The organism is Caballeronia sp. GACF4, assembly GCF_023631025.1.
GTDB lineage: Bacteria > Pseudomonadota > Gammaproteobacteria > Burkholderiales > Burkholderiaceae > Caballeronia.
Genome location: NZ_JALQDW010000012.1, coordinates 63,366 through 83,014, shown reverse-complemented (window position 1 = coordinate 83,014; position 19,649 = coordinate 63,366). Strand labels below are relative to the sequence as shown.

The following is a 19,649-nucleotide window of genomic DNA, read 5'->3' as shown; positions in this document are numbered from 1 at the left end:
GTCCGCCCAGTTTCTCGTAACGAAGTGGACATTTTGTAATCAGCCCCGACCAATCGCAGTCGGGAATGGAGAAAACGATGAGCCTTGGACTCGTAGGTCGCAAGGTTGGCATGACCCGTATCTTCACGCCTGAAGGGGACTCGATTCCCGTCACCGTGCTGGACGTGTCGGACAACCGCGTGACGCAGATCAAGACCGTTGAAACGGATGGTTATACCGCCGTTCAGGTTGCATTCGGTGCTCGCCGCGCATCGCGCGTGACGAAGCCGCTGGCGGGTCACCTCGCCAAAGCCGGCGTTCAAGCTGGTGAAATCCTCAAAGAATTCCAGATCGAATCCGCGAAGGCCGCCGAATTGGCGAACGGCGCTGTTATCGGTACGGACATTTTCGAAGTTGGCCAGAAGGTCGACGTGCAAGGTACGTCGATTGGTAAGGGCTACGCCGGTACCATCAAGCGTTACAACTTCGCTTCAGGTCGTGCCTCGCACGGTAACTCGCGTTCGCACAACGTTCCGGGTTCGATCGGTATGGCGCAGGATCCGGGTCGTGTGTTCCCGGGTAAGCGCATGACGGGTCACCTCGGTGACGAAACCGTCACGGTTCAGAATCTCGAAATCGCTCGCATCGACGCCGACCGCAATCTGCTGCTGGTTCGCGGCGCGGTTCCGGGTGCGAAGGGCGGCAAGGTATTCGTGACGCCGGCCGTCAAGACGCGTGCTGTGAAAGGAGCGAAATAATGGAACTTAAGCTCCTGAATGCCAATGGTCAGGAAGCTGCTGGCGTGAACGCATCGGACGTCGTGTTCGGTCGCGATTACAACGAAGCCCTGATTCACCAGGTCGTCGTGGCTTATCAAGCCAATGCACGTAGCGGCAACCGCGCTCAGAAGGATCGTGAGCAGGTCAAGCACACCACCAAGAAGCCGTGGCGTCAGAAAGGTACGGGTCGCGCTCGTGCCGGTATGTCGTCAAGCCCTTTGTGGCGTGGCGGTGGTCGTATCTTCCCGAATTCGCCAGAAGAAAACTTCTCGCACAAGGTCAACAAGAAGATGCATCGCGCAGGTCTCTGCTCGATCTTCTCGCAATTGGCTCGCGAAGGCCGTATCTCGGTGGTCGAAGACCTCGCGCTCGAAGCGCCGAAGACCAAGCTGTTGGCCGATAAATTCAAGGCGATGGGTCTCGATTCCGTGTTGGTCATCACCGATACGGTCGACGAGAACCTGTACCTCGCGTCGCGCAATCTGGCCCACGTGGCCGTTGTCGAGCCGCGTTACGCCGACCCGCTCTCGCTGATCTACTTCAAGAAGATTCTGATCACGAAGGCTGCGGTCGCTCAGATCGAGGAGTTGCTGTCATGAGCGAGATTCGCAAAAACGATCATCGTTTGATGCAAGTTCTGCTCGCGCCGGTGATCTCCGAAAAGGCGACGCTGGTGGCCGACAAGAACGAACAAGTCGTGTTCGAAGTCGCCCCGGACGCCACGAAGCAGGAAGTAAAGGCTGCTGTCGAGCTGCTGTTCAAGGTCGAAGTCAATTCCGTCAACGTGCTCGTCACGAAGGGTAAAGCCAAGCGCTTTGGCCGCTTCAACGGCAAGCGCAAGGACGTGAAGAAGGCGTACGTCTGCTTGAAGCCCGGCCAGGAAATCAACTTTGAAGCGGAGGCCAAGTAATCATGGCAATCGTTAAAGTTAAGCCGACTTCGCCGGGTCGCCGCGCGATGGTCAAGGTGGTCAACAAGGATCTGCATAAGGGCAAGCCGTTTGCGGCACTGCTCGACTCGCAGTCCGTGACCGCCGGCCGTAACAACAACGGCCGCATCACCACGCGTCATAAGGGCGGTGGTCATAAGCAGCACTACCGTATCGTCGACTTCCGTCGCAACAAGGACGGCATTCCGGCAAAGGTCGAGCGTCTCGAGTACGACCCGAACCGTAGCGCGAACATCGCGCTGGTTCTGTACGCAGACGGTGAGCGTCGCTACATCATCGCGCCGAAGGGCGTGATCGTTGGTACGCAGCTCATGTCCGGTTCGGAAGCGCCGATCCGCGCAGGCAACACGCTGCCGATCCGCAACATTCCCGTCGGTACCACGATCCACTGCATCGAAATGCTGCCGGGCAAGGGTGCGCAAATCGCGCGTTCGGCTGGTACGTCCGCGATGCTGCTGGCGCGCGAAGGCGTCTACGCGCAGGTTCGTCTGCGTTCGGGCGAAATTCGCCGCGTGCACGTCGAGTGCCGCGCGACGATCGGTGAAGTGGGCAACGAAGAGCATAGCCTCCGTCAAATCGGTAAGGCTGGCGCTAACCGCTGGCGTGGTATCCGTCCGACGGTGCGCGGCGTTGCAATGAACCCGGTCGATCACCCGCACGGCGGTGGTGAAGGCAAGACGGCTGCAGGTCGCGATCCGGTGAGCCCGTGGGGCACGCCGACTAAGGGTTATCGCACCCGTAGCAACAAGCGCACGACGACGATGATCGTCCAGCGCCGTCACAAGCGTTAAGGAGTAGGCAATGACACGTTCTGCTAAAAAAGGTCCGTTCTGCGACGCTCATTTGCTGAAGAAAGTTGAGTCGGCTGCAGCTACGCGCGACAAGAAGCCGATCAAGACCTGGTCGCGTCGCTCGACGATTCTCCCGGACTTCATCGGTCTGACGATCGCTGTTCACAACGGCCGTCAGCACGTTCCGGTGTATGTCACGGAAAACATGGTCGGCCACAAGCTTGGCGAGTTCGCATTGACCCGTACGTTCAAGGGTCACGCGGCCGACAAGAAGGCCAAGAAATAAGGGGCTATCAAGATGGAAGTGAAAGCAATTCATCGCGGTGCCCGCATCTCGGCGCAGAAAACGCGCCTTGTGGCTGACCAGATTCGTGGTTTGCCGGTCGACAAGGCGCTGAACGTTCTGACGTTCTCGCCGAAGAAGGCGGCGGGTATCGTCAAGAAGGTCGTGCTGTCTGCGATCGCGAATGCGGAACACAACGAAGGCGCCGATATCGATGAGCTCAAGATCACGAGCATCTATATCGACAAGGCTGCTTCGTTGAAGCGTTTTACCGCACGCGCTAAGGGTCGTGGTAACCGCATCGAGAAGCAATCCTGTCACATCACTGTGACGGTCGGGAATTAAGGAGCCATACGATGGGACAAAAAATTCATCCGACTGGCTTCCGTTTGGCCGTCAGCCGCAACTGGGCTTCGCGCTGGTATGCGAACAACAGCAACTTCGCGGCGATGCTCCAGGAAGACATCGGTGTTCGTGAGTACCTGAAGAAGAAGCTTAAGAACGCTTCGGTTGGTCGCGTCATCATCGAGCGTCCGGCAAAGAACGCGCGCATCACGATTTACAGCTCGCGTCCGGGCGTGGTCATCGGCAAGAAGGGCGAAGACATCGAACTGTTGAAGGCTGAACTGCAGAAGCGCATGGGCGTTCCGGTTCACGTCAACATAGAAGAAATTCGCAAGCCGGAAACCGATGCTCAACTGATCGCTGACTCGATCACGCAACAACTCGAACGCCGGATCATGTTCCGTCGCGCGATGAAGCGTGCGATGCAGAATGCCATGCGCCTTGGCGCGCAAGGTATCAAGATCATGAGTGCGGGCCGTCTTAACGGTATCGAAATCGCTCGTACCGAGTGGTATCGCGAAGGTCGCGTGCCCCTCCATACGCTGCGTGCCGATATCGACTACGCAACGTCGGAAGCGAAAACCACGTACGGCATCATCGGTGTAAAGGTGTGGGTCTACAAGGGCGACACGCTGGGCCGTAATGAAGCGCCGGTGGTGGAAGAAGTGGCGGAAGACAAGCGTCCGCGCCGCAACGCACGTCCGGGTGGCGATCGCCGTCCGCGTCGCGATGGCGAAGGCGCTCCGGCAGGTGCTCGTCGCGGCGGTCCCCGTCGTGGCGGCGCTGGCGGTGACGCGAAGAGTGGAGAATAACGATGCTGCAACCGAAACGCAGAAAGTATCGCAAAGAGCAGAAAGGTCGTAACACCGGCAAGGCGACGCGCGGCAACGCGGTGTCGTTCGGTGAATACGGTCTGAAGGCTATCGGTCGCGGCCGTTTGACCGCGCGTCAAATCGAAGCCGCGCGTCGTGCAATGACGCGTCACATCAAGCGTGGTGGCCGAATCTGGATCCGCATTTTCCCGGACAAGCCGATTTCGCAGAAGCCGGCAGAAGTACGTATGGGTAACGGTAAGGGTAACCCGGAGTACTACGTCGCTGAAATTCAACCGGGCAAGATGCTGTACGAAATGGACGGTGTCACCGAAGAACTGGCGCGCGAAGCGTTTCGTCTGGCTGCAGCCAAGCTGCCGCTCAAGACGTACTTCGTCGTGCGCCAGCTCGGCGCCTAAGGAGTAAATGATGAAGGCATCTGAACTTCACCAGAAAGACCAGGCCGCGCTCAACAAAGAGCTGACGGACCTGCTGAAGGCGCAATTCGGCCTGCGCATGCAACTCGCGACCCAGCAGCTCACGAACACGAGCCAGCTGAAGAAGGTTCGTCGCGACATCGCACGTGTGCGGACCGTCCTGACTGAGAAGGCGAACCAGAAATGAACGATAGCGTAAAAACCTCGCTCAAGCGGACGCTGGTCGGCAAGGTCGTCAGCAACAAGATGGACAAGACGGTCACCGTTCTGGTCGAGCACCGCGTGAAGCATCCGATCTACGGCAAGTACGTCGTGCGTTCGAAGAAGTACCACGCGCATGATGACGCGAATACGTACAACGAAGGCGATCTCGTCGAAATTCAGGAAACTCGTCCGATTTCGAAGACGAAGGCTTGGGTTGTATCGAAGTTGGTCGAAGCGGCGCGCGTGATCTAAGTCTGTAGTTGTAGTGCCGCGATGCAGTAACTAGTGTCGCAGTAAGTTTCGCTTGCAAGACCGAGATTATTTGTTATAATCTCGGTCTTCCCTCTTTGTGGGAGCCCCGTCGCGGGCGAAACTGGTGGGGGAAGCCGGTTCAGGCGCCAGCCTGAGTCGACAGATTCACCGGATTGCGATGGCGGGTTTCGTCTGCCCTCGCTGCCTGTTCTAACCCAAGCAGCCGATTGGCTGACGGGACCAAGACTGACCGGATGCGCCATGGTGGTGTGACCGGATTAAGTTGGGAAAGATAAACCATGATCCAGACCGAAACTCGGCTTGAAGTGGCCGACAACACGGGTGCGCGTGAAGTCATGTGCATCAAGGTGCTCGGCGGTTCGAAGCGTCGTTACGCTAGCATTGGCGACATCATCAAGGTGACCGTCAAGGAAGCGACGCCGCGCGGACGCGTAAAGAAGGGCGAAATTTATAACGCCGTGGTCGTTCGCACGGCCAAAGGCGTGCGTCGCCAGGATGGCTCGCTCATCAAGTTCGACGGCAATGCCGCCGTACTGTTGAACACGAAGCTCGAGCCGATCGGCACGCGTATTTTCGGGCCGGTGACGCGTGAACTGCGTAGCGAACGATTCATGAAGATCGTTTCGCTCGCGCCGGAAGTGCTGTAAGGAGTCGCGATGAACAAGATTCGCAAGGGTGACGAAGTTATCGTCACTACCGGCAAGGACAAAGGCAAGCGCGGTACCGTGCTGGTCGTTGCGGAAGAGCATGTCACGGTCGAGGGTATCAACCTCGTCAAGAAGCATGTGAAGCCGAACCCGATGAAGGGTACGACGGGCGGTGTGGAGGCCAAAACGATGCCGCTGCATATTTCGAACGTCGCATTGGTCGACGCGAATGGCAAGGCGTCGCGTGTGGGCATCAAGGTCGAAGATGGAAAGAAGGTTCGCTTCTTGAAGTCGACCGGCGCCACGCTTAACGCCTGACGCGGAGTTAAAAAATGGCTCGTCTGCAAGAAATTTACAAAGAAACGGTTGTGCCGCAACTGGTTGAAAAGTTCGGCTACAAGTCCATCATGGAAGTGCCGCGCATCACCAAGATCACCCTCAACATGGGTCTTGGCGAAGCGGTCGCTGACAAGAAGATTATCGAAAACGCCGTGGGCGACCTGACGAAGATCGCTGGCCAAAAGCCGGTTATCACGAAGGCGCGCAAGGCAATCGCGGGCTTCAAGATTCGTCAAGGCTACCCGATCGGCGCGATGGTTACGCTGCGGGGTCAAGCGATGTACGAATTCCTGGACCGCTTCGTGACGGTTGCGCTCCCCCGTGTGCGCGACTTCCGTGGCGTCTCGGGCCGTGCATTCGACGGTCGTGGTAACTACAACATCGGTGTGAAAGAGCAGATCATTTTCCCCGAAATTGACTACGACAAGATCGACGCGCTGCGTGGGCTGAACATCAGCATCACGACCACCGCGAAGAGTGACGACGAAGCAAAGGCGCTGCTCGCCGGCTTCAAGTTCCCGTTCAGAAACTGAGGTTACCGTGGCTAAACTGGCACTGATCGAACGTGAAAAGAAGCGCGCACGCCTCGCAGCCAAGTACGCTCCGAAGCGTGCTGAGCTGAAGGCTGTGATCGACGACGCAAGCAAGTCGGACGAAGAACGCTATATCGCCCGTCTCGCGCTGCAACAATTGCCGCGTAACTCGAACCCCACTCGCAAGCGTAACCGCTGCGCGATCACGGGTCGTCCTCGCGGCACGTTCCGCAAGTTCGGACTCGCGCGTAGCAAGATCCGCGAAATCGCATTCCGCGGTGAAATCCCTGGCCTCACCAAGGCGAGCTGGTAATAGGAGAAACATAAATGAGCATGAGTGATCCTATCGCCGATATGCTGACTCGCATCCGCAATGCGCAGATGGTCGAGAAGGTTTCGGTGACTATGCCCTCGTCGAAAGTCAAGGTTGCGATTGCGCAGGTTTTGAAGGACGAAGGTTATATCGACGATTTCGCAGTGAAGGCTGAAGGTGCGAAGTCGGAATTGAACATCGCGTTGAAGTACTACGCTGGCCGTCCGGTTATCGAGCGCCTCGAGCGCGTGTCGAAGCCTGGTCTGCGCGTGTACCGCGGTCGCAACGACATTCCTCAGGTGATGAATGGCCTGGGCGTTGCAATCGTCTCGACGCCGAAGGGCGTGATGACTGACCGCAAGGCGCGCCAGACCGGCGTCGGTGGCGAAGTCATCTGCTACGTCGCTTAACGCCGAAGGGAGAAGAAACATGTCTCGAGTAGGTAAGAGCCCGATCGCGTTGCCGCAAGGCGCCGAAGTGGCCGTCAAGGGCGACGTCATCACCGTCAAGGGTCCGCTCGGCACGATTTCGCAAGCGGGTAATCCGCTGGTGAGCGTGGCGAACGACAACGGTACGTTGAATTTCGCGCCGGCTGACGAAAGCCGCGAAGCGAACGCGATGTCCGGCACGATGCGCGCCCTGGTGGCGAACATGGTGCATGGCGTCACCAAGGGTTTCGAACGCAGACTGACGCTGGTTGGCGTCGGTTATCGTGCACAAGCGCAAGGCGACAAGCTGAATCTGTCGCTGGGTTTCTCGCACCCCGTGGTGCACCAGATGCCGGAAGGCGTCAAGGCTGAAACCCCGACGCAGACCGAAATCGTGATCAAGGGGATCGATAAGCAGAAAGTCGGCCAAGTCGCGGCGGAAGTTCGTGGCTATCGTCCGCCGGAGCCCTATAAGGGCAAGGGCGTGCGTTATGCCGACGAGGTCGTGATCCTCAAAGAAACGAAGAAGAAGTAAGGGTGCGCAATCATGGATAAGACTCAATCTCGCCTGCGCCGCGCTCGTCAGACGCGTATCAAGATCGCTGAGCTGCAGGTCGCGCGTCTCGCCGTGCATCGCACGAATACGCATATCTACGCGCAAGTGTTCTCGGCATGCGGCACGAAGGTGCTTGCAAGCGCCTCGACGCTGGAAGCCGAAGTGCGCGCTGAACTGGCTGACAAGTCGGGCAAGGGCGGCAATATCAACGCTGCAACCCTGATCGGCAAGCGTATTGCCGAAAAGGCTAAGGCTGCCGGCATCGAATCCGTCGCCTTTGACCGCTCGGGTTTCCGCTACCACGGCCGCGTGAAAGCGCTGGCTGATGCCGCGCGCGAAGCCGGGCTCAAGTTCTAAGGGAAGAATTCGTCATGGCAAAGATGCAAGCGAAAGTTCAGGCTGACGAACGCGACGACGGCCTGCGCGAAAAGATGATTTCGGTCAACCGCGTGACCAAGGTCGTGAAGGGCGGCCGGATTCTCGGTTTCGCCGCACTGACCGTGGTTGGCGACGGCGATGGCCGCGTCGGCATGGGCAAGGGCAAAGCGAAGGAAGTTCCGGTCGCCGTTCAAAAGGCAATGGAGCAAGCCCGCCGCAACATGTTCAAGGTGCCGCTCAAGAACGGTACGTTGCAACACGAAGTGCACGGTAAGCATGGTGCTTCCGCAGTCCTCCTCGCTCCGGCGAAGGACGGTACTGGCGTGATCGCAGGCGGCCCGATGCGCGCAGTGTTCGACGTGATGGGCGTGCAGAACGTGGTGGCCAAGAGCCACGGTTCGACGAACCCGTACAATCTCGTTCGTGCAACGCTCGACGGTCTGCGTAAGCAGTCCACGCCGGGCGACATCGCGGCGAAGCGCGGCAAGTCCGTCGAAGATATTTTGGGCTAAGCCTCGAGGTCATCATGTCTGAGAAAACTGTCAAGATTCAGCTCGTTAAGAGCCTGATCGGGACCCGCGAAACGCACCGCGCTACGGTGCGTGGCCTCGGCCTGCGTCGCCTCAACTCGGTGAGCGAGCTGCAGGACACGCCGGCAGTGCGCGGGATGATCAACAAGGTTTCATACCTCGTTAAGGTCATCGGCTAAGGCCGCCGACTAGGATCCAAGGAGTTGAACATGGAATTGAATAACCTGAAGCCGGCAGAAGGCGCGAAGCACGCTAAGCGTCGCGTCGGTCGTGGCATCGGTTCGGGCCTCGGCAAGACTGCAGGTCGCGGCCACAAGGGTCAGAAATCGCGTTCGGGCGGCTTTCACAAAGTCGGCTTCGAAGGCGGTCAGATGCCTCTGCAGCGTCGTCTGCCGAAGCGCGGCTTCACTTCGCTGACGAAGGAATTCGTCGGTCAAGTGCGCCTGGCTGATCTCGAGAAGTTGCCGGTCGACGAAATCGATCTGTTGGCTTTGAAGCAAGCGGGTCTGGTCGGCGAGCTCATCAAGAGCGCGAAGATCATCAAGACCGGCGAGATCACCCGCAAGGTCACGGTGAAGGGTCTGACGGCAACGAAGGGCGCCCGTGCAGCAATCGAAGCCGCTGGCGGCTCGTTCGCCGAGTAACGCGATTTCGCCGTTACTAGCACTAGCATCGGAGAAGGTTCTTGGCTAACAGCCCGAGTCTCGCAAAACCCGGTCGAAGCGCGGCGAAATTTGGCGATCTGCGTCGGCGTGCAGTGTTCCTGCTGCTGGCGTTGGTTGTCTACCGCATTGGTGCGCATATTCCGGTTCCCGGCATCGATCCGGATCAGCTGGCGAAGTTGTTCCAAAGCCAGTCGGGCGGCATCCTTGGCATGTTCAACATGTTTTCGGGTGGCGCGCTGTCACGATTCACGATTTTCGCGTTGGGCATCATGCCCTACATTTCGGCCTCGATCATCATGCAGTTGTTGTCGATCGTGTCGCCGCAAATGGAGGCGTTGAAGAAGGAAGGACAGGCAGGTCAACGAAAGATCACGCAGTACACGCGGATCTTCACGGTGGTTCTGGCAACCTTCCAGGCTTTCGGTATTGCGGTGGCGCTGGAAAATCAGCCCGGCCTGGTACTGGATCCCGGCATGGTGTTCCGGCTGACGACGGTGGTCACGCTGGTGACGGGCACGATGTTCCTGATGTGGCTTGGTGAGCAGATCACGGAGCGCGGTCTTGGCAACGGCATCTCGATCATCATTTTCGGTGGTATCGCGGCAGGCTTTCCGAATGCAATCGGCGGTCTGTTCGAGCTGGTTCGCACCGGTTCGATGAGCATCATCTCGGCGATCATCATCGTCGCGTTGATCGCGGCGGTTACGTATCTGGTCGTGTTCATCGAACGCGGTCAGCGCAAGATCCTCGTGAATTATGCGAAGCGCCAGGTCGGTAACAAGATTTACGGTGGACAGTCGTCACATCTGCCGCTGAAGCTGAACATGTCGGGTGTGATTCCGCCGATCTTCGCGTCGTCGATCATTCTCTTCCCGGCAACCATCCTGAACTGGTTCAGTTCGGGAACGCGTACCGGCTGGTTCGCGAACACGTTGCACAGCGTGGCTGAAGCCCTCAAGCCCGGTCAACCTGTGTACGTGCTGCTGTATGCGTTGGCTATCGTGTTCTTCTGCTTCTTCTACACCGCGTTGGTGTTCAACAGCAGGGAAACCGCCGACAACTTGAAGAAGAGCGGTGCGTTCGTTCCGGGTATTCGTCCGGGCGATCAGACTGCACGGTACATCGACCGCATCCTCACGCGTCTGACGCTGGCCGGTGCGATCTACATCGTGTTTGTGTGCTTGTTGCCTGAGTTTCTGGTGTTGCGCTGGAACGTGCCGTTTTATTTTGGTGGAACGTCGCTGCTGATCATTGTCGTCGTCACGATGGACTTCATGGCTCAGGTGCAGTCGTACGTTATGTCGCAACAATATGAATCGCTGCTCAAGAAGGCAAACTTCAAGGGCGGCAACGTCCCGATGCGCTAGTTAGGACTATGGCCAAAGACGATGTAATCCAGATGCAGGGCGAGGTCATTGAAAACCTTCCCAACGCTACTTTCCGGGTGAAATTGGAAAATGGCCATGTCGTCCTGGGACACATATCCGGAAAGATGCGGATGCACTACATCCGTATCCTACCGGGCGACAAGGTTACGGTTGAATTGACGCCTTACGATCTGTCTCGTGCACGGATCGTGTTCCGGGCGAAGTGATTTGAAAAAAGGGTAATATCATGAAAGTGATGGCATCGGTTAAGCGCATTTGCCGCAATTGCAAGATCATTAAGCGCAAGGGCGTTGTGCGCGTGATTTGCAGCTCTGATCCGCGCCACAAACAGCGTCAAGGCTGAACGCCGCGCTTTTTGCTTGCGCTTTTTGTTTGAGGAAAAACAATGGCTCGTATCGCAGGGGTTAACATCCCGAATCACCAGCATACCGAGATCGGCCTGACGGCAATCTTCGGCATTGGTCGCACGCGTTCCCGCGGCATTTGCAGTGCTGCTGGTGTGGAATTTTCGAAGAAGGTCAAGGACCTCACCGACGCAGACCTCGAAAAGCTGCGTGACGAAGTGGGCAAGTTCATCGTCGAAGGCGATCTGCGCCGTGAAGTGACGATGAACATCAAGCGCCTGATGGACTTGGGTTGCTACCGCGGCATGCGTCATCGCAAGGGTCTGCCCCTGCGTGGCCAGCGCACGCGCACCAACGCCCGTACTCGCAAGGGTCCGCGTCGTGCAGCGCAATCGCTGAAGAAGTAAGCGGAACTGACAGTTACAGGAAAACGTAATGGCTAAGGCTTCGAACAACTCCGCGGCGCAACGCGTTCGCAAGAAGGTCAAGAAGAACGTCGCCGAGGGCGTGGTTCACGTTCACGCGTCGTTCAACAACACCATTATCACGATCACCGATCGTCAAGGTAACGCGCTGGCATGGGCGACCTCGGGCGGCCAGGGTTTCAAAGGCTCGCGTAAGTCGACGCCTTTCGCCGCTCAGGTTGCAGCAGAATCGGCTGGCCGCGTGGCAATGGAATACGGCGTGAAGAACCTCGAAGTGCGGATCAAGGGCCCCGGCCCTGGCCGTGAGTCGGCGGTGCGCGCGCTGCATGGTCTTGGCATCAAGATCACCGCGATCTCCGACGTGACGCCGGTCCCGCACAACGGCTGCCGTCCGCCGAAGCGTCGTCGTATCTAAAGTCGCGCATCAGTTGATTCGCGACCGCATGTTTCCTGTCGATGCGAAAGCGTCGGCGGGCTTCGTGCGTTATGCATCTGCTTCGCGCATTTCACTAAGCCCACCGTTCGGCCTATAGGGTTCGAACTAGCGCAGACGAAAGTTTGCGTGATCAATTTTTAAGGATTCAAAGTGGCACGCTATACCGGTCCCAAAGCCAAGCTGTCCCGCCGTGAAGGCACCGATCTGTTCCTGAAGAGCGCACGCCGCTCGCTCGCCGACAAGTGCAAGCTCGACAGCAAGCCTGGTCAACATGGCCGCATTTCGGGCGCACGTACGTCCGACTACGGCACCCAGTTGCGCGAAAAGCAAAAAGTGAAGCGTATCTATGGCGTGCTCGAGCGTCAGTTCCGCCGCTACTTCGCTGAAGCCGACCGCCGCAAGGGTCCGACGGGCGAGAACCTGCTGCAATTGCTCGAATCGCGCCTGGACAATGTCGTTTATCGCATGGGCTTCGGCTCGACGCGCGCTGAAGCACGTCAGCTCGTGAGCCACAAGTCGATCGTCGTGAACGGCCAAGTCGCGAATATCCCGTCGCTGCAAGTGAAGTCGGGCGACGTCATCTCCGTGCGTGAGCAGTCGCGCAAGCAGGCTCGTATCGTCGAAGCGCTGTCGCTCGCCGAGCAAGGCGGTATGCCGAGCTGGGTGTCGGTCGACGCCAAGAAGTTCGAAGGAACGTTCAAGTCGATGCCGGAACGCAGCGATATCGCTGGCGACATCAACGAAAGCCTGATCGTCGAATTGTATTCGCGTTAATCGCGCGGTTAATCGCGCGGTAACCGGATTGGCAGCCGGGGACCCTGATTGCCGGTGGCAAGAGGGCGGCCTCGGCTGTTTTTTTCAGGTTGTTACCGGTCAGCCTTATCGGTGTAACGAGCCGAGGGTATTGAAAAGGAAAACCTATGCAAACCAGTTTGTTGAAGCCCAAGATCATTGCAGTTGAATCGCTTGGCGAGAGCCATGCGAAAGTGGTTATGGAGCCGTTCGAACGCGGCTATGGCCACACCTTGGGCAACGCGCTTCGGCGCGTGCTGTTGTCGTCGATGGTGGGCTACGCGCCGACCGAAGTGACGATTGCAGGCGTAGTGCACGAATACTCGACGCTCGACGGTGTGCAAGAGGATGTGGTCAACCTGCTGTTGAACCTGAAGGGCGTCGTCTTCAAGCTGCATAACCGCGACGAAGTCACGGTGACGCTGCGCAAGGAAGGCGAAGGCCTCGTCACGGCTGGCGATATCGAACTCGCGCATGATTGCGAGGTCATCAATCCCGGTCACGTGATTGCCCATCTCTCGAAGGGCGGCAAGCTCGACGTCCAGATCAAGATTGAAAAGGGCCGTGGCTACGTGCCGGGCAACGTGCGTCGTTATGGCGAGGAATCGGCCAAGATCATCGGTCGTATCGTGCTTGACGCGTCGTTCTCGCCGGTTCGCCGCGTGAGCTATGCCGTGGAAAGCGCGCGTGTCGAACAGCGTACCGACCTCGACAAGCTCGTGATGAACATCGAAACCAACGGCGTGATCTCGCCGGAGGAAGCGATCCGTCAATCGGCGCGCATTCTGGTCGATCAGTTGTCGGTCTTCGCAGCGCTGGAAGGCACGGAAGCGGCAGCGGAAGCGCCGTCGCGTGCGCCGCAGATCGATCCGATCCTGCTGCGCCCGGTGGATGACCTGGAACTCACGGTTCGCTCGGCGAACTGTCTGAAGGCCGAAAACATCTACTACATCGGCGATCTTATCCAGCGTACGGAAAACGAACTGCTGAAGACGCCGAATCTGGGCCGCAAGTCGCTGAACGAAATCAAGGAAGTCTTGGCTTCGCGCGGTCTGACGCTCGGCATGAAGCTCGAAAACTGGCCGCCGGCTGGTCTCGACAAGTAAGCGAAAGAGTCAATCGCGTTACTGGCAAAGACGCGGATTTTGCTTTAAAATCCGCGTCTTGCTTTTTCTTCGACCGGCCCGTGCGCCACTTTAGAGCGCAATAGAAGAGCTGGATCAAAACTCGTTTAAGGAACTGAAATGCGCCATAAGCATGGTTTGCGGAAACTGAACCGCACGAGCAGCCACCGTCTGGCAATGCTCCGTAATATGTCGAACTCGCTGATCGAGCACGAAGTCATCAAGACGACGCTGCCGAAAGCCAAGGAACTGCGCAAGGTCGTCGAGCCCCTCATCACGCTCGGCAAGAAGCCGTCGTTGGCAAATCGTCGTCTGGCTTTCAATCGCCTGCGCGATCGTGACTCCGTCGCAAAGCTGTTCGACGTCCTCGGCCCGCGTTACGCAAGCCGTCCGGGTGGCTACCTCAGCATCCTGAAGTTTGGTTTCCGTGTTGGCGACAACGCACCGATGGCGCTGGTTCAACTGATGGACCGCCCGGAAGTCGAAGAAACCGAAGAAGTTCAGGAAGCTGAATAAATTCGGTTGGTGATGAACGAAAAGGTCAAGCGTAGCTTGGCCTTTTTGCATTGTGGGCTTCGGAGTCGTTGCGGTCGTCGAAGTGAGCGGAGTGCTACGATAAGGCCCGATCCACAAGTCTCACGTGCCGCGCCGCACCGGAGCCCGAAGTGAATGTCCCTGTCGTCCTTATGCTGACCACCGTTCCGGATGCACACGCTGCCGACAAGTTGGCGCAAGCGGTGCTCGAGGCGCGCCTGGCTGCGTGCGTGACGAGGCTCGGCGAAGTGCAATCGCAATATCACTGGAAGGGCGCACTGGAGACATCGCGGGAAGTGCAGTTGCTCTTCAAGACGAGCCTTGCGTGCAGCGCCGAATTGCAGCGCTTCGTCGCGGCGGCGCATCCTTATGAAACGCCCGAAATTCTTGTCTGGCAGGCCGATGCATCGCCGGGATATGGACAATGGGTCAATGCAGAAACGCAGCGTCCTCTTCATGTTTGATCTTCCTCGTCTCTTTTTGCGTTGGCTGATCGCCGCGACGCTCGCCTTTCTGCCTTTGGCGATAAACGCCGCGCACGCCGCGGACGACTTCCTCGATCCCGCCGTCGCCTTCAAGTTCAGTGCGTCCGAACAGCCGGGCGAAGTGGACGTGCGTTATAAGATCGCCGACGGTTACTACATGTATCGCGAGCGCTTTGCCTTTGCGGTCAAAAGCGGCGGGGCGATTATAGGCGCGGCGCAACTACCCGCCGGCAAGGTTCATTTCGACCAGACATTCAACAAGGACGTCGAAACCTATCGCGGCGAACTACTCATCCGCATTCCGGTGACTCAGGCAAAAGGGCCGTTCGAGTTATCGGTGACGTCGCAAGGTTGCGCGGATCAGGGCATCTGCTATCCGCCGATGGAGCGCGTTTATCGCGTCAAGGGCGACGCGTTGCAAGCTGCGAGTGCCAGTTCTGCGACGTCTCCAGCGACAAACACTGCGTCGTCCCAATCCTGGTTCGAACGCGCGACGAGCGCCGACTACGCGCAGTCGATGCTCGAAGGCGGCGGCTTCTTCGCTGTGGTCGGCTTGTACTTTCTGGCGGGCATGGTGTTGAGCTTGTTGCCTTGCTCGTATCCGATGATCCCGATTCTTTCCGCGATCATCGTCGGCGAAGGCGCGCGCGTCACGCGCACGCGTGGCTTTGCGCTGTCGGTGTCCTACGTCGTCGGCATGGCGCTTGTCTATACCGCGCTTGGGATTGCCGCAGCGCTCGTCGGTCAAAGCCTCGGCGCGTGGCTGCAAAACCCGTGGGTGCTGGGCGCGTTCGGCATCCTGCTCGCGGTTTTCGCGATCGCGCTGATCTCGGGAGTCGATATCGCGTTGCCGGAGCGCTGGCAAAGCGGCGTCAACGAGGCGTCTCAGAAACGCGGCGGCGGTAAGTTCGCGGCGGTCGCCGTGATGGGCGCGTTGTCGGCGCTCGTCGTCGGCGCGTGCATGACCGCGCCGCTTTTCGCCGTGCTCGCGTTTGTCGCGCACACGGGCAACGCCGTGCTCGGCGGGGCCGCGCTGTTCGCCATGGGTATCGGGCTTGGTGTGCCGTTGCTGATCATCGGTCTCGGCGCGGGGTCGGTGCTGCCGCGAGCGGGCGCCTGGATGGACGGCGTGAAGGTGTTTTTCGGCGTCGCGTTGCTTGCGGCCGCTTTGTGGATCGTGTGGCCGGTCATCGGTGGCGTCGCGCAAATGTTGCTCGCCGCGCTTTGGCTGCTGGTCGCGGCGGCATCGCTCGGCCTATTTGCGTCGGGCGCGATCGCGCCGGTCAACGTCTGGAAGCGGCTGGGGCGCGGCCTGGGCGCCGCGTTTGCCATCTGGGCGGCGGCGTTGCTGGTCGGTCTCGCGGCGGGATCGACGGATGCATTGCGCCCGCTAGCCGTACTAGCCGCGCGCGGCGGCAGCAATGCAGGCGCGACGGCACGAGCATCGGGGCCGATCTTCGCGCCGGTCAAGTCAGCGACGGAACTGGATTCGGCGGTGAAATCGGCGGCACGTCCCGCCATGCTCGACTTTTATGCCGACTGGTGCGTGTCCTGCAAGGAAATGGAGAACCTGACTTTCTCCGACGCCCGTGTTCAGGCGCGTCTCGCGCAACTCAATCTGTTGCGTGCGGACGTGACCGCGAACAACACCGATGATCAGACCTTGCTCAAGCGCTTCAAGCTGTTCGGCCCGCCCGGCATCATCTTCTTCGATGCGCAAGGCAACGAGGTCGCGCGCGTGGTCGGCTATGAATCGGCGGATACGTTTTTGAAAAGCCTCGATAAAGTCAGTCCGGCGAACGGATGACGAAGGGCGATGCATTGCGCACCGCCCTGAAACGACTTATTTCGACGCCCGCAAAATCTTCGCGGCATCCAGCGCGAAATAGGTCAAGACGCCATCCGCGCCCGCGCGTTTGAACGCGAGCAGCGCTTCCATCATCGTCTTGTCGTGATCGAGCCAGCCGTTTTGCGCGGCGGCCTTGATCATCGCGTACTCGCCGCTCACCTGATAGGCGTACGTCGGAAAGCGGAACTCGTCCTTCACGCGCCGCACGATGTCGAGATACGGCATGCCGGGCTTGACCATCACCATGTCCGCGCCTTCCTCGATGTCCATGCGCACTTCGCGCATCGCTTCATCAGAGTTCGCCGGGTCCATTTGATACGTCATCTTGTTGCCCTTGCCGAGATTCGCGGCGGAGCCGACGGCATCGCGGAACGGGCCATAGAACGCCGATGCGAATTTCGCCGCGTAAGCCATGATGCGCGTGTGGATGTGGCCGTCGCTTTCCAGCATCTCGCGAATGGCGCCGATGCGTCCGTCCATCATGTCCGACGGCGCCACGATATCCACGCCTGCTTCTGCCTGAGTGCGCGCCTGATCGACGAGAATCTCGGTCGTTTCGTCGTTCTTCACGTAGCCTTCTTCATCGAGCACGCCGTCCTGGCCGTGACTCGTGTACGGGTCGAGTGCGACATCGGTGAGTACGCCGAGCGTCGGGAAGTTCTTCTTCAGTTCGCGCACGGCACGCGGAATCAGACCTTCGGGATTGATCGCCTCGCGTCCATCCGGTGTTTTCAGCGACGGTTCGATTGCCGGAAAGAGCGAGATCACGGGCACGCCCAGTTCGACGCACTGCTCGGCCACGCTCATCAACAAGTCGACGGACGTGCGCTCGACGCCGGGCATCGACGGCACGGCATGCCGCACGTTGGTGCCTTCGACGATGAACACGGGATAAATCAGATCGTTCGTGGTGAGGATGTTCTCGCGCATCAGACGGCGTGAGAAGTCATCGCGGCGCATGCGGCGCGGGCGATGATGGGGATAGAAACTCATGACTTGGCTCGGTTTGAAGTGCTTCGGGGACGAGGATGAAAACGCGCTTCGAAAATGCTCGAAGCCTTGCCGGGCAAGCGCTCGGAGCGGTCCGGAAACGTTTTGAGACAATGGTATATCATACCGATCGAGTAAGGCGCTTCGCGCTGAACTCCCCGCTTCTCCTCCCTGAGCGGGTGCCTGTCGTTATTCGATCAGGCTGTTAACCCGCCGTCATGCGGCGGGTTTTTTTCATGCCGCACGCGTTAATTTTCACTCCGCGACGTCTTCCGAAGCCGCTTGCTTAGGCGCGAGCCAGCCTTCGATAAGCTTATGCGCTTCTTCCAGTCCCGTGCGCTTGAGCGCTGAAAAAAGCTGCACGCTCAATTCACCGCGGTAGCCCGCATCCTTGTACTCGCCGAATGCTTTTTTCGTCGCGCGCAGGGCGTTGGTCATCTCCTGTCGCGTCAATTTGTCGCATTTGGTGAGCAGCGCGTGAATGGGCTTACCGGTGGGCGCGAACCAGTCGATCATGATCTGGTCGAGCTCGGTGAGCGGACGACGCGAGTCCATCATCAGGATCATGCCGCGTAATTGAGCGCGGCTTTGCAGATACGTCGAAAGCAGTTGCTGCCAGTGCGCCTTTGCGGCGCCTGGCACTTCGGCATAGCCGTAACCCGGAAGATCGACCAGAAAGCCGGTCGGTTCGTCTTCAGGCCCGACGGAGAAGTAGTTGATGTGCTGCGTGCGTCCGGGCGTCTTGCTGGCGAACGCGAGCCGCTTCTGATTGCAGAGCACATTGATCGCAGTGGACTTGCCTGCGTTGGAACGGCCGCCGAAAGCGATTTCAGGTTGCGGCGTCGGCGGCAGATCACGAAGGTGATTGACAGTGGTGAAGAAGCGAGCTTGATGGAGCAGAAATGGCATTTGGCGGGTCGACTGAGAGAGCTGCGAAAACATGAAGCCTTGAGAACCCGGCAAATACTGGGCATGCCCCGACTGGCGTCTTTGCGTGTAGCGGGTTATTGTACAATACGACGGTTTTTTAAAGATCCGCACGGGCACGGAAGACCCGGGTTGCAAGCGCACCCACAATGGAGCGAGACAGTTTTAAGGGCGTCTTTTGAGCCCTTTCGTTCGGGTCATGTTGTGGCCGTTCCCGGTTTGCCGCCGTCGTTTTTTGCAGAACCTCACATTCTCACAAGACGAAAAACAGGGTACGCGAATGAACCGACTGTACAGGTCTCTGATGTTGATTCAGGCAGCGGCGGCTTTCGGTGGATTGATAACAGCATCAGCAAACGCGGCTGAGCCCGCGCAACCGGCAAAGCCGGATGTGGCCCGAGGTCAGGCCATTGCAACCCAAGTGTGCGCGGCGTGTCATGCGGCGGATGGCAACAGCGCTGGCGCGGCGTTTCCCAAGCTCGCGGGCCAGCACGCCGAATACATCGTCAAGCAGTTGAAGGATTACAAGACGCAGCCGGGAGCCAAGGCGCCGGCGCGTAACAATCCGATCATGGCGGGCATTGCGGGCGCGTTGTCGGATCAGGACATGATCAACGTCGCCGCATACTTTGCGTCGCAGAAGGCCAAGCCCAACTTTGCGCGCGACAAGAACGACGTTGTGCTCGGGCAGAAGATTTATCGCGGCGGCATCGCGGACAAGGGTGTGCCGGCGTGCGCGGCGTGCCACGGCGCTACAGGCATGGGTATCCCGGTGCAATATCCGCGGCTGTCGTGGCAGTGGGGCGATTACACGGTGGCGCAGTTGAATGCGTTCGCGCAAGGCACGCGTAACAATAGCGAGCCCATGCATGCCATCTCCTCCCGTTTGAGCGAAACGGAGATGAAAGCGGTGGCGGATTACATCGCCGGTTTGCATTGATCCGGGCAGGGCATGCGTTCTTCGGCATCGAACCCGGTAATCGTCGATACTGAGTTGCCCCAAGCGTTGCCCGTAAGTTGCCACTGAGCAAACATTAAGCAGCCGGTCCAACGAGGCCGGCGCGAAAACAAGAAAAGGGTGGGACGTCGGTCGACGAGGCCGCTCGCGTCGCCA

33 protein-coding genes are annotated in these 19,649 nt (G+C 58.8%); 31 read left to right on the top strand and 2 right to left on the bottom strand.

From position 1 onward, the window contains the following. The first annotated feature begins 77 nt into the window (after window positions 1-77). The 30 genes from rplC (at window position 78) to dsbD (ending at window position 16,576) form a co-directional block, all read left to right on the top strand. Window positions 78-737, top strand: a complete 660-nt coding sequence (gene rplC / locus NCR40_RS12420) for a 50S ribosomal protein L3 (RefSeq protein ID WP_244826435.1) — start codon at window positions 78-80, stop codon at window positions 735-737. Beyond that, window positions 737-1,357 (top strand): 50S ribosomal protein L4, encoded by a 621-nt coding sequence (gene rplD, locus NCR40_RS12415; RefSeq protein WP_244826434.1) that lies wholly within the window; start codon window positions 737-739, stop codon window positions 1,355-1,357. The genes rplC and rplD overlap by 1 nt, the downstream gene beginning before the upstream one ends. Further along, window positions 1,354-1,668 (top strand): 50S ribosomal protein L23, encoded by a 315-nt coding sequence (gene rplW, locus NCR40_RS12410; protein ID WP_008343846.1) that lies wholly within the window; start codon window positions 1,354-1,356, stop codon window positions 1,666-1,668. Before rplD ends, rplW begins: the two co-directional genes overlap by 4 nt. 2 nt (window positions 1,669-1,670) lie before the next feature. Next, window positions 1,671-2,498, top strand: a complete 828-nt coding sequence (rplB, locus tag NCR40_RS12405; protein ID WP_250509589.1) for a 50S ribosomal protein L2 — start codon at window positions 1,671-1,673, stop codon at window positions 2,496-2,498. A 10-nt stretch (window positions 2,499-2,508) separates the two neighbouring features. Further along, window positions 2,509-2,784: a 30S ribosomal protein S19 gene (gene rpsS / locus NCR40_RS12400; protein WP_035506764.1), complete on the top strand. Its 276-nt coding sequence runs from the start codon at window positions 2,509-2,511 to the stop codon at window positions 2,782-2,784. Between the two features lie 12 nt (window positions 2,785-2,796). Beyond that, window positions 2,797-3,126, top strand: coding sequence for a 50S ribosomal protein L22 (gene rplV, locus NCR40_RS12395; protein ID WP_011490054.1), 330 nt, complete (start codon window positions 2,797-2,799; stop codon window positions 3,124-3,126). A gap of 11 nt (window positions 3,127-3,137) precedes the next feature. Then, the gene (gene rpsC, locus NCR40_RS12390) at window positions 3,138-3,938 is read left to right on the top strand and encodes a 30S ribosomal protein S3 (RefSeq protein ID WP_244826432.1); all 801 of its coding nucleotides are present in this window, start codon (window positions 3,138-3,140) and stop codon (window positions 3,936-3,938) included. 2 nt (window positions 3,939-3,940) lie between these two features. Beyond that, complete coding sequence (rplP, locus tag NCR40_RS12385) at window positions 3,941-4,357, top strand: 50S ribosomal protein L16 (protein ID WP_061170924.1); 417 nt, start codon at window positions 3,941-3,943, stop codon at window positions 4,355-4,357. A 10-nt stretch (window positions 4,358-4,367) separates the two neighbouring features. Then, window positions 4,368-4,562, top strand: coding sequence for a 50S ribosomal protein L29 (rpmC, locus tag NCR40_RS12380; RefSeq protein ID WP_035933103.1), 195 nt, complete (start codon window positions 4,368-4,370; stop codon window positions 4,560-4,562). Then, complete coding sequence (gene rpsQ / locus NCR40_RS12375; protein WP_008343854.1) at window positions 4,559-4,831, top strand: 30S ribosomal protein S17; 273 nt, start codon at window positions 4,559-4,561, stop codon at window positions 4,829-4,831. The genes rpmC and rpsQ overlap by 4 nt, the downstream gene beginning before the upstream one ends. A 299-nt stretch (window positions 4,832-5,130) precedes the next feature. Beyond that, a complete protein-coding gene (gene rplN, locus NCR40_RS12370; RefSeq protein WP_006998478.1) occupies window positions 5,131-5,499 on the top strand; it encodes a 50S ribosomal protein L14 in 369 nt (122 codons plus the stop codon). 9 nt (window positions 5,500-5,508) lie between these two features. Then, entirely contained in the window at window positions 5,509-5,817 is a 309-nt protein-coding gene (rplX, locus tag NCR40_RS12365; RefSeq protein WP_244826431.1) for a 50S ribosomal protein L24, read from the top strand. Window positions 5,818-5,831: 14 nt separating this feature from the next. Continuing rightward, complete coding sequence (rplE, locus tag NCR40_RS12360) at window positions 5,832-6,371, top strand: 50S ribosomal protein L5 (RefSeq protein ID WP_244826430.1); 540 nt, start codon at window positions 5,832-5,834, stop codon at window positions 6,369-6,371. Between the two features lie 7 nt (window positions 6,372-6,378). Further along, window positions 6,379-6,684, top strand: a complete 306-nt coding sequence (gene rpsN / locus NCR40_RS12355; RefSeq protein ID WP_244826429.1) for a 30S ribosomal protein S14 — start codon at window positions 6,379-6,381, stop codon at window positions 6,682-6,684. 14 nt (window positions 6,685-6,698) lie between these two features. Continuing rightward, a complete protein-coding gene (rpsH, locus tag NCR40_RS12350) occupies window positions 6,699-7,094 on the top strand; it encodes a 30S ribosomal protein S8 (protein WP_062638157.1) in 396 nt (131 codons plus the stop codon). A 19-nt stretch (window positions 7,095-7,113) separates the two neighbouring features. Beyond that, the gene (gene rplF / locus NCR40_RS12345) at window positions 7,114-7,647 is read left to right on the top strand and encodes a 50S ribosomal protein L6 (RefSeq protein ID WP_250509588.1); all 534 of its coding nucleotides are present in this window, start codon (window positions 7,114-7,116) and stop codon (window positions 7,645-7,647) included. 12 nt (window positions 7,648-7,659) lie between these two features. Continuing rightward, on the top strand, window positions 7,660-8,025 hold the full coding sequence (rplR, locus tag NCR40_RS12340; RefSeq protein WP_035967614.1) for a 50S ribosomal protein L18: 366 nt from the start codon (window positions 7,660-7,662) through the stop codon (window positions 8,023-8,025). 14 nt (window positions 8,026-8,039) lie between these two features. Beyond that, the gene (gene rpsE, locus NCR40_RS12335; RefSeq protein WP_244793886.1) at window positions 8,040-8,558 is read left to right on the top strand and encodes a 30S ribosomal protein S5; all 519 of its coding nucleotides are present in this window, start codon (window positions 8,040-8,042) and stop codon (window positions 8,556-8,558) included. Between the two features lie 14 nt (window positions 8,559-8,572). Beyond that, window positions 8,573-8,755, top strand: coding sequence for a 50S ribosomal protein L30 (gene rpmD, locus NCR40_RS12330; RefSeq protein ID WP_016346466.1), 183 nt, complete (start codon window positions 8,573-8,575; stop codon window positions 8,753-8,755). Window positions 8,756-8,785: 30 nt separating this feature from the next. Continuing rightward, a complete protein-coding gene (rplO, locus tag NCR40_RS12325) occupies window positions 8,786-9,220 on the top strand; it encodes a 50S ribosomal protein L15 (RefSeq protein WP_244826427.1) in 435 nt (144 codons plus the stop codon). Between the two features lie 41 nt (window positions 9,221-9,261). After that, window positions 9,262-10,608: a preprotein translocase subunit SecY gene (gene secY / locus NCR40_RS12320; RefSeq protein WP_250465878.1), complete on the top strand. Its 1,347-nt coding sequence runs from the start codon at window positions 9,262-9,264 to the stop codon at window positions 10,606-10,608. Between the two features lie 8 nt (window positions 10,609-10,616). Then, window positions 10,617-10,835, top strand: a complete 219-nt coding sequence (infA, locus tag NCR40_RS12315; protein WP_004521905.1) for a translation initiation factor IF-1 — start codon at window positions 10,617-10,619, stop codon at window positions 10,833-10,835. A 20-nt stretch (window positions 10,836-10,855) separates the two neighbouring features. Then, complete coding sequence (gene rpmJ, locus NCR40_RS12310; protein ID WP_004199844.1) at window positions 10,856-10,972, top strand: 50S ribosomal protein L36; 117 nt, start codon at window positions 10,856-10,858, stop codon at window positions 10,970-10,972. Window positions 10,973-11,014: 42 nt separating this feature from the next. Beyond that, window positions 11,015-11,380 carry a 30S ribosomal protein S13 gene (gene rpsM, locus NCR40_RS12305; protein WP_061179113.1) on the top strand — a complete coding sequence of 122 codons (366 nt, stop codon included), beginning with the start codon at window positions 11,015-11,017 and terminating at the stop codon, window positions 11,378-11,380. A gap of 28 nt (window positions 11,381-11,408) precedes the next feature. After that, window positions 11,409-11,813 carry a 30S ribosomal protein S11 gene (gene rpsK / locus NCR40_RS12300; protein WP_006052224.1) on the top strand — a complete coding sequence of 135 codons (405 nt, stop codon included), beginning with the start codon at window positions 11,409-11,411 and terminating at the stop codon, window positions 11,811-11,813. Window positions 11,814-11,984: 171 nt separating this feature from the next. After that, entirely contained in the window at window positions 11,985-12,608 is a 624-nt protein-coding gene (rpsD, locus tag NCR40_RS12295; RefSeq protein ID WP_244826425.1) for a 30S ribosomal protein S4, read from the top strand. Window positions 12,609-12,754: 146 nt separating this feature from the next. Continuing rightward, window positions 12,755-13,732 carry a DNA-directed RNA polymerase subunit alpha gene (locus NCR40_RS12290; protein ID WP_244826424.1) on the top strand — a complete coding sequence of 326 codons (978 nt, stop codon included), beginning with the start codon at window positions 12,755-12,757 and terminating at the stop codon, window positions 13,730-13,732. A 138-nt stretch (window positions 13,733-13,870) separates the two neighbouring features. After that, the gene (rplQ, locus tag NCR40_RS12285; protein ID WP_016346459.1) at window positions 13,871-14,266 is read left to right on the top strand and encodes a 50S ribosomal protein L17; all 396 of its coding nucleotides are present in this window, start codon (window positions 13,871-13,873) and stop codon (window positions 14,264-14,266) included. A 149-nt stretch (window positions 14,267-14,415) separates the two neighbouring features. After that, on the top strand, window positions 14,416-14,748 hold the full coding sequence (cutA, locus tag NCR40_RS12280) for a divalent-cation tolerance protein CutA (protein WP_250509587.1): 333 nt from the start codon (window positions 14,416-14,418) through the stop codon (window positions 14,746-14,748). Further along, window positions 14,741-16,576, top strand: a complete 1,836-nt coding sequence (dsbD, locus tag NCR40_RS12275) for a protein-disulfide reductase DsbD (protein WP_250509586.1) — start codon at window positions 14,741-14,743, stop codon at window positions 16,574-16,576. Before cutA ends, dsbD begins: the two co-directional genes overlap by 8 nt. Window positions 16,577-16,612: 36 nt before the next feature. Here dsbD and hemB read toward each other — a convergent pair whose 3' ends face one another. Together hemB and yihA are read right to left on the bottom strand one after the other, a co-directional pair. Further along, a complete protein-coding gene (hemB, locus tag NCR40_RS12270) occupies window positions 16,613-17,611 on the bottom strand; it encodes a porphobilinogen synthase (protein ID WP_250509585.1) in 999 nt (332 codons plus the stop codon). 252 nt (window positions 17,612-17,863) lie between these two features. After that, window positions 17,864-18,517 carry a ribosome biogenesis GTP-binding protein YihA/YsxC gene (gene yihA / locus NCR40_RS12265; RefSeq protein WP_250509584.1) on the bottom strand — a complete coding sequence of 218 codons (654 nt, stop codon included), beginning with the start codon at window positions 18,515-18,517 and terminating at the stop codon, window positions 17,864-17,866. Between the two features lie 298 nt (window positions 18,518-18,815). Here yihA and NCR40_RS12260 point away from each other — a divergent pair, with 298 nt between their 5' ends. Beyond that, window positions 18,816-19,475 carry a c-type cytochrome gene (locus NCR40_RS12260; protein ID WP_250509583.1) on the top strand — a complete coding sequence of 220 codons (660 nt, stop codon included), beginning with the start codon at window positions 18,816-18,818 and terminating at the stop codon, window positions 19,473-19,475. Window positions 19,476-19,649 lie beyond the last annotated feature (174 nt).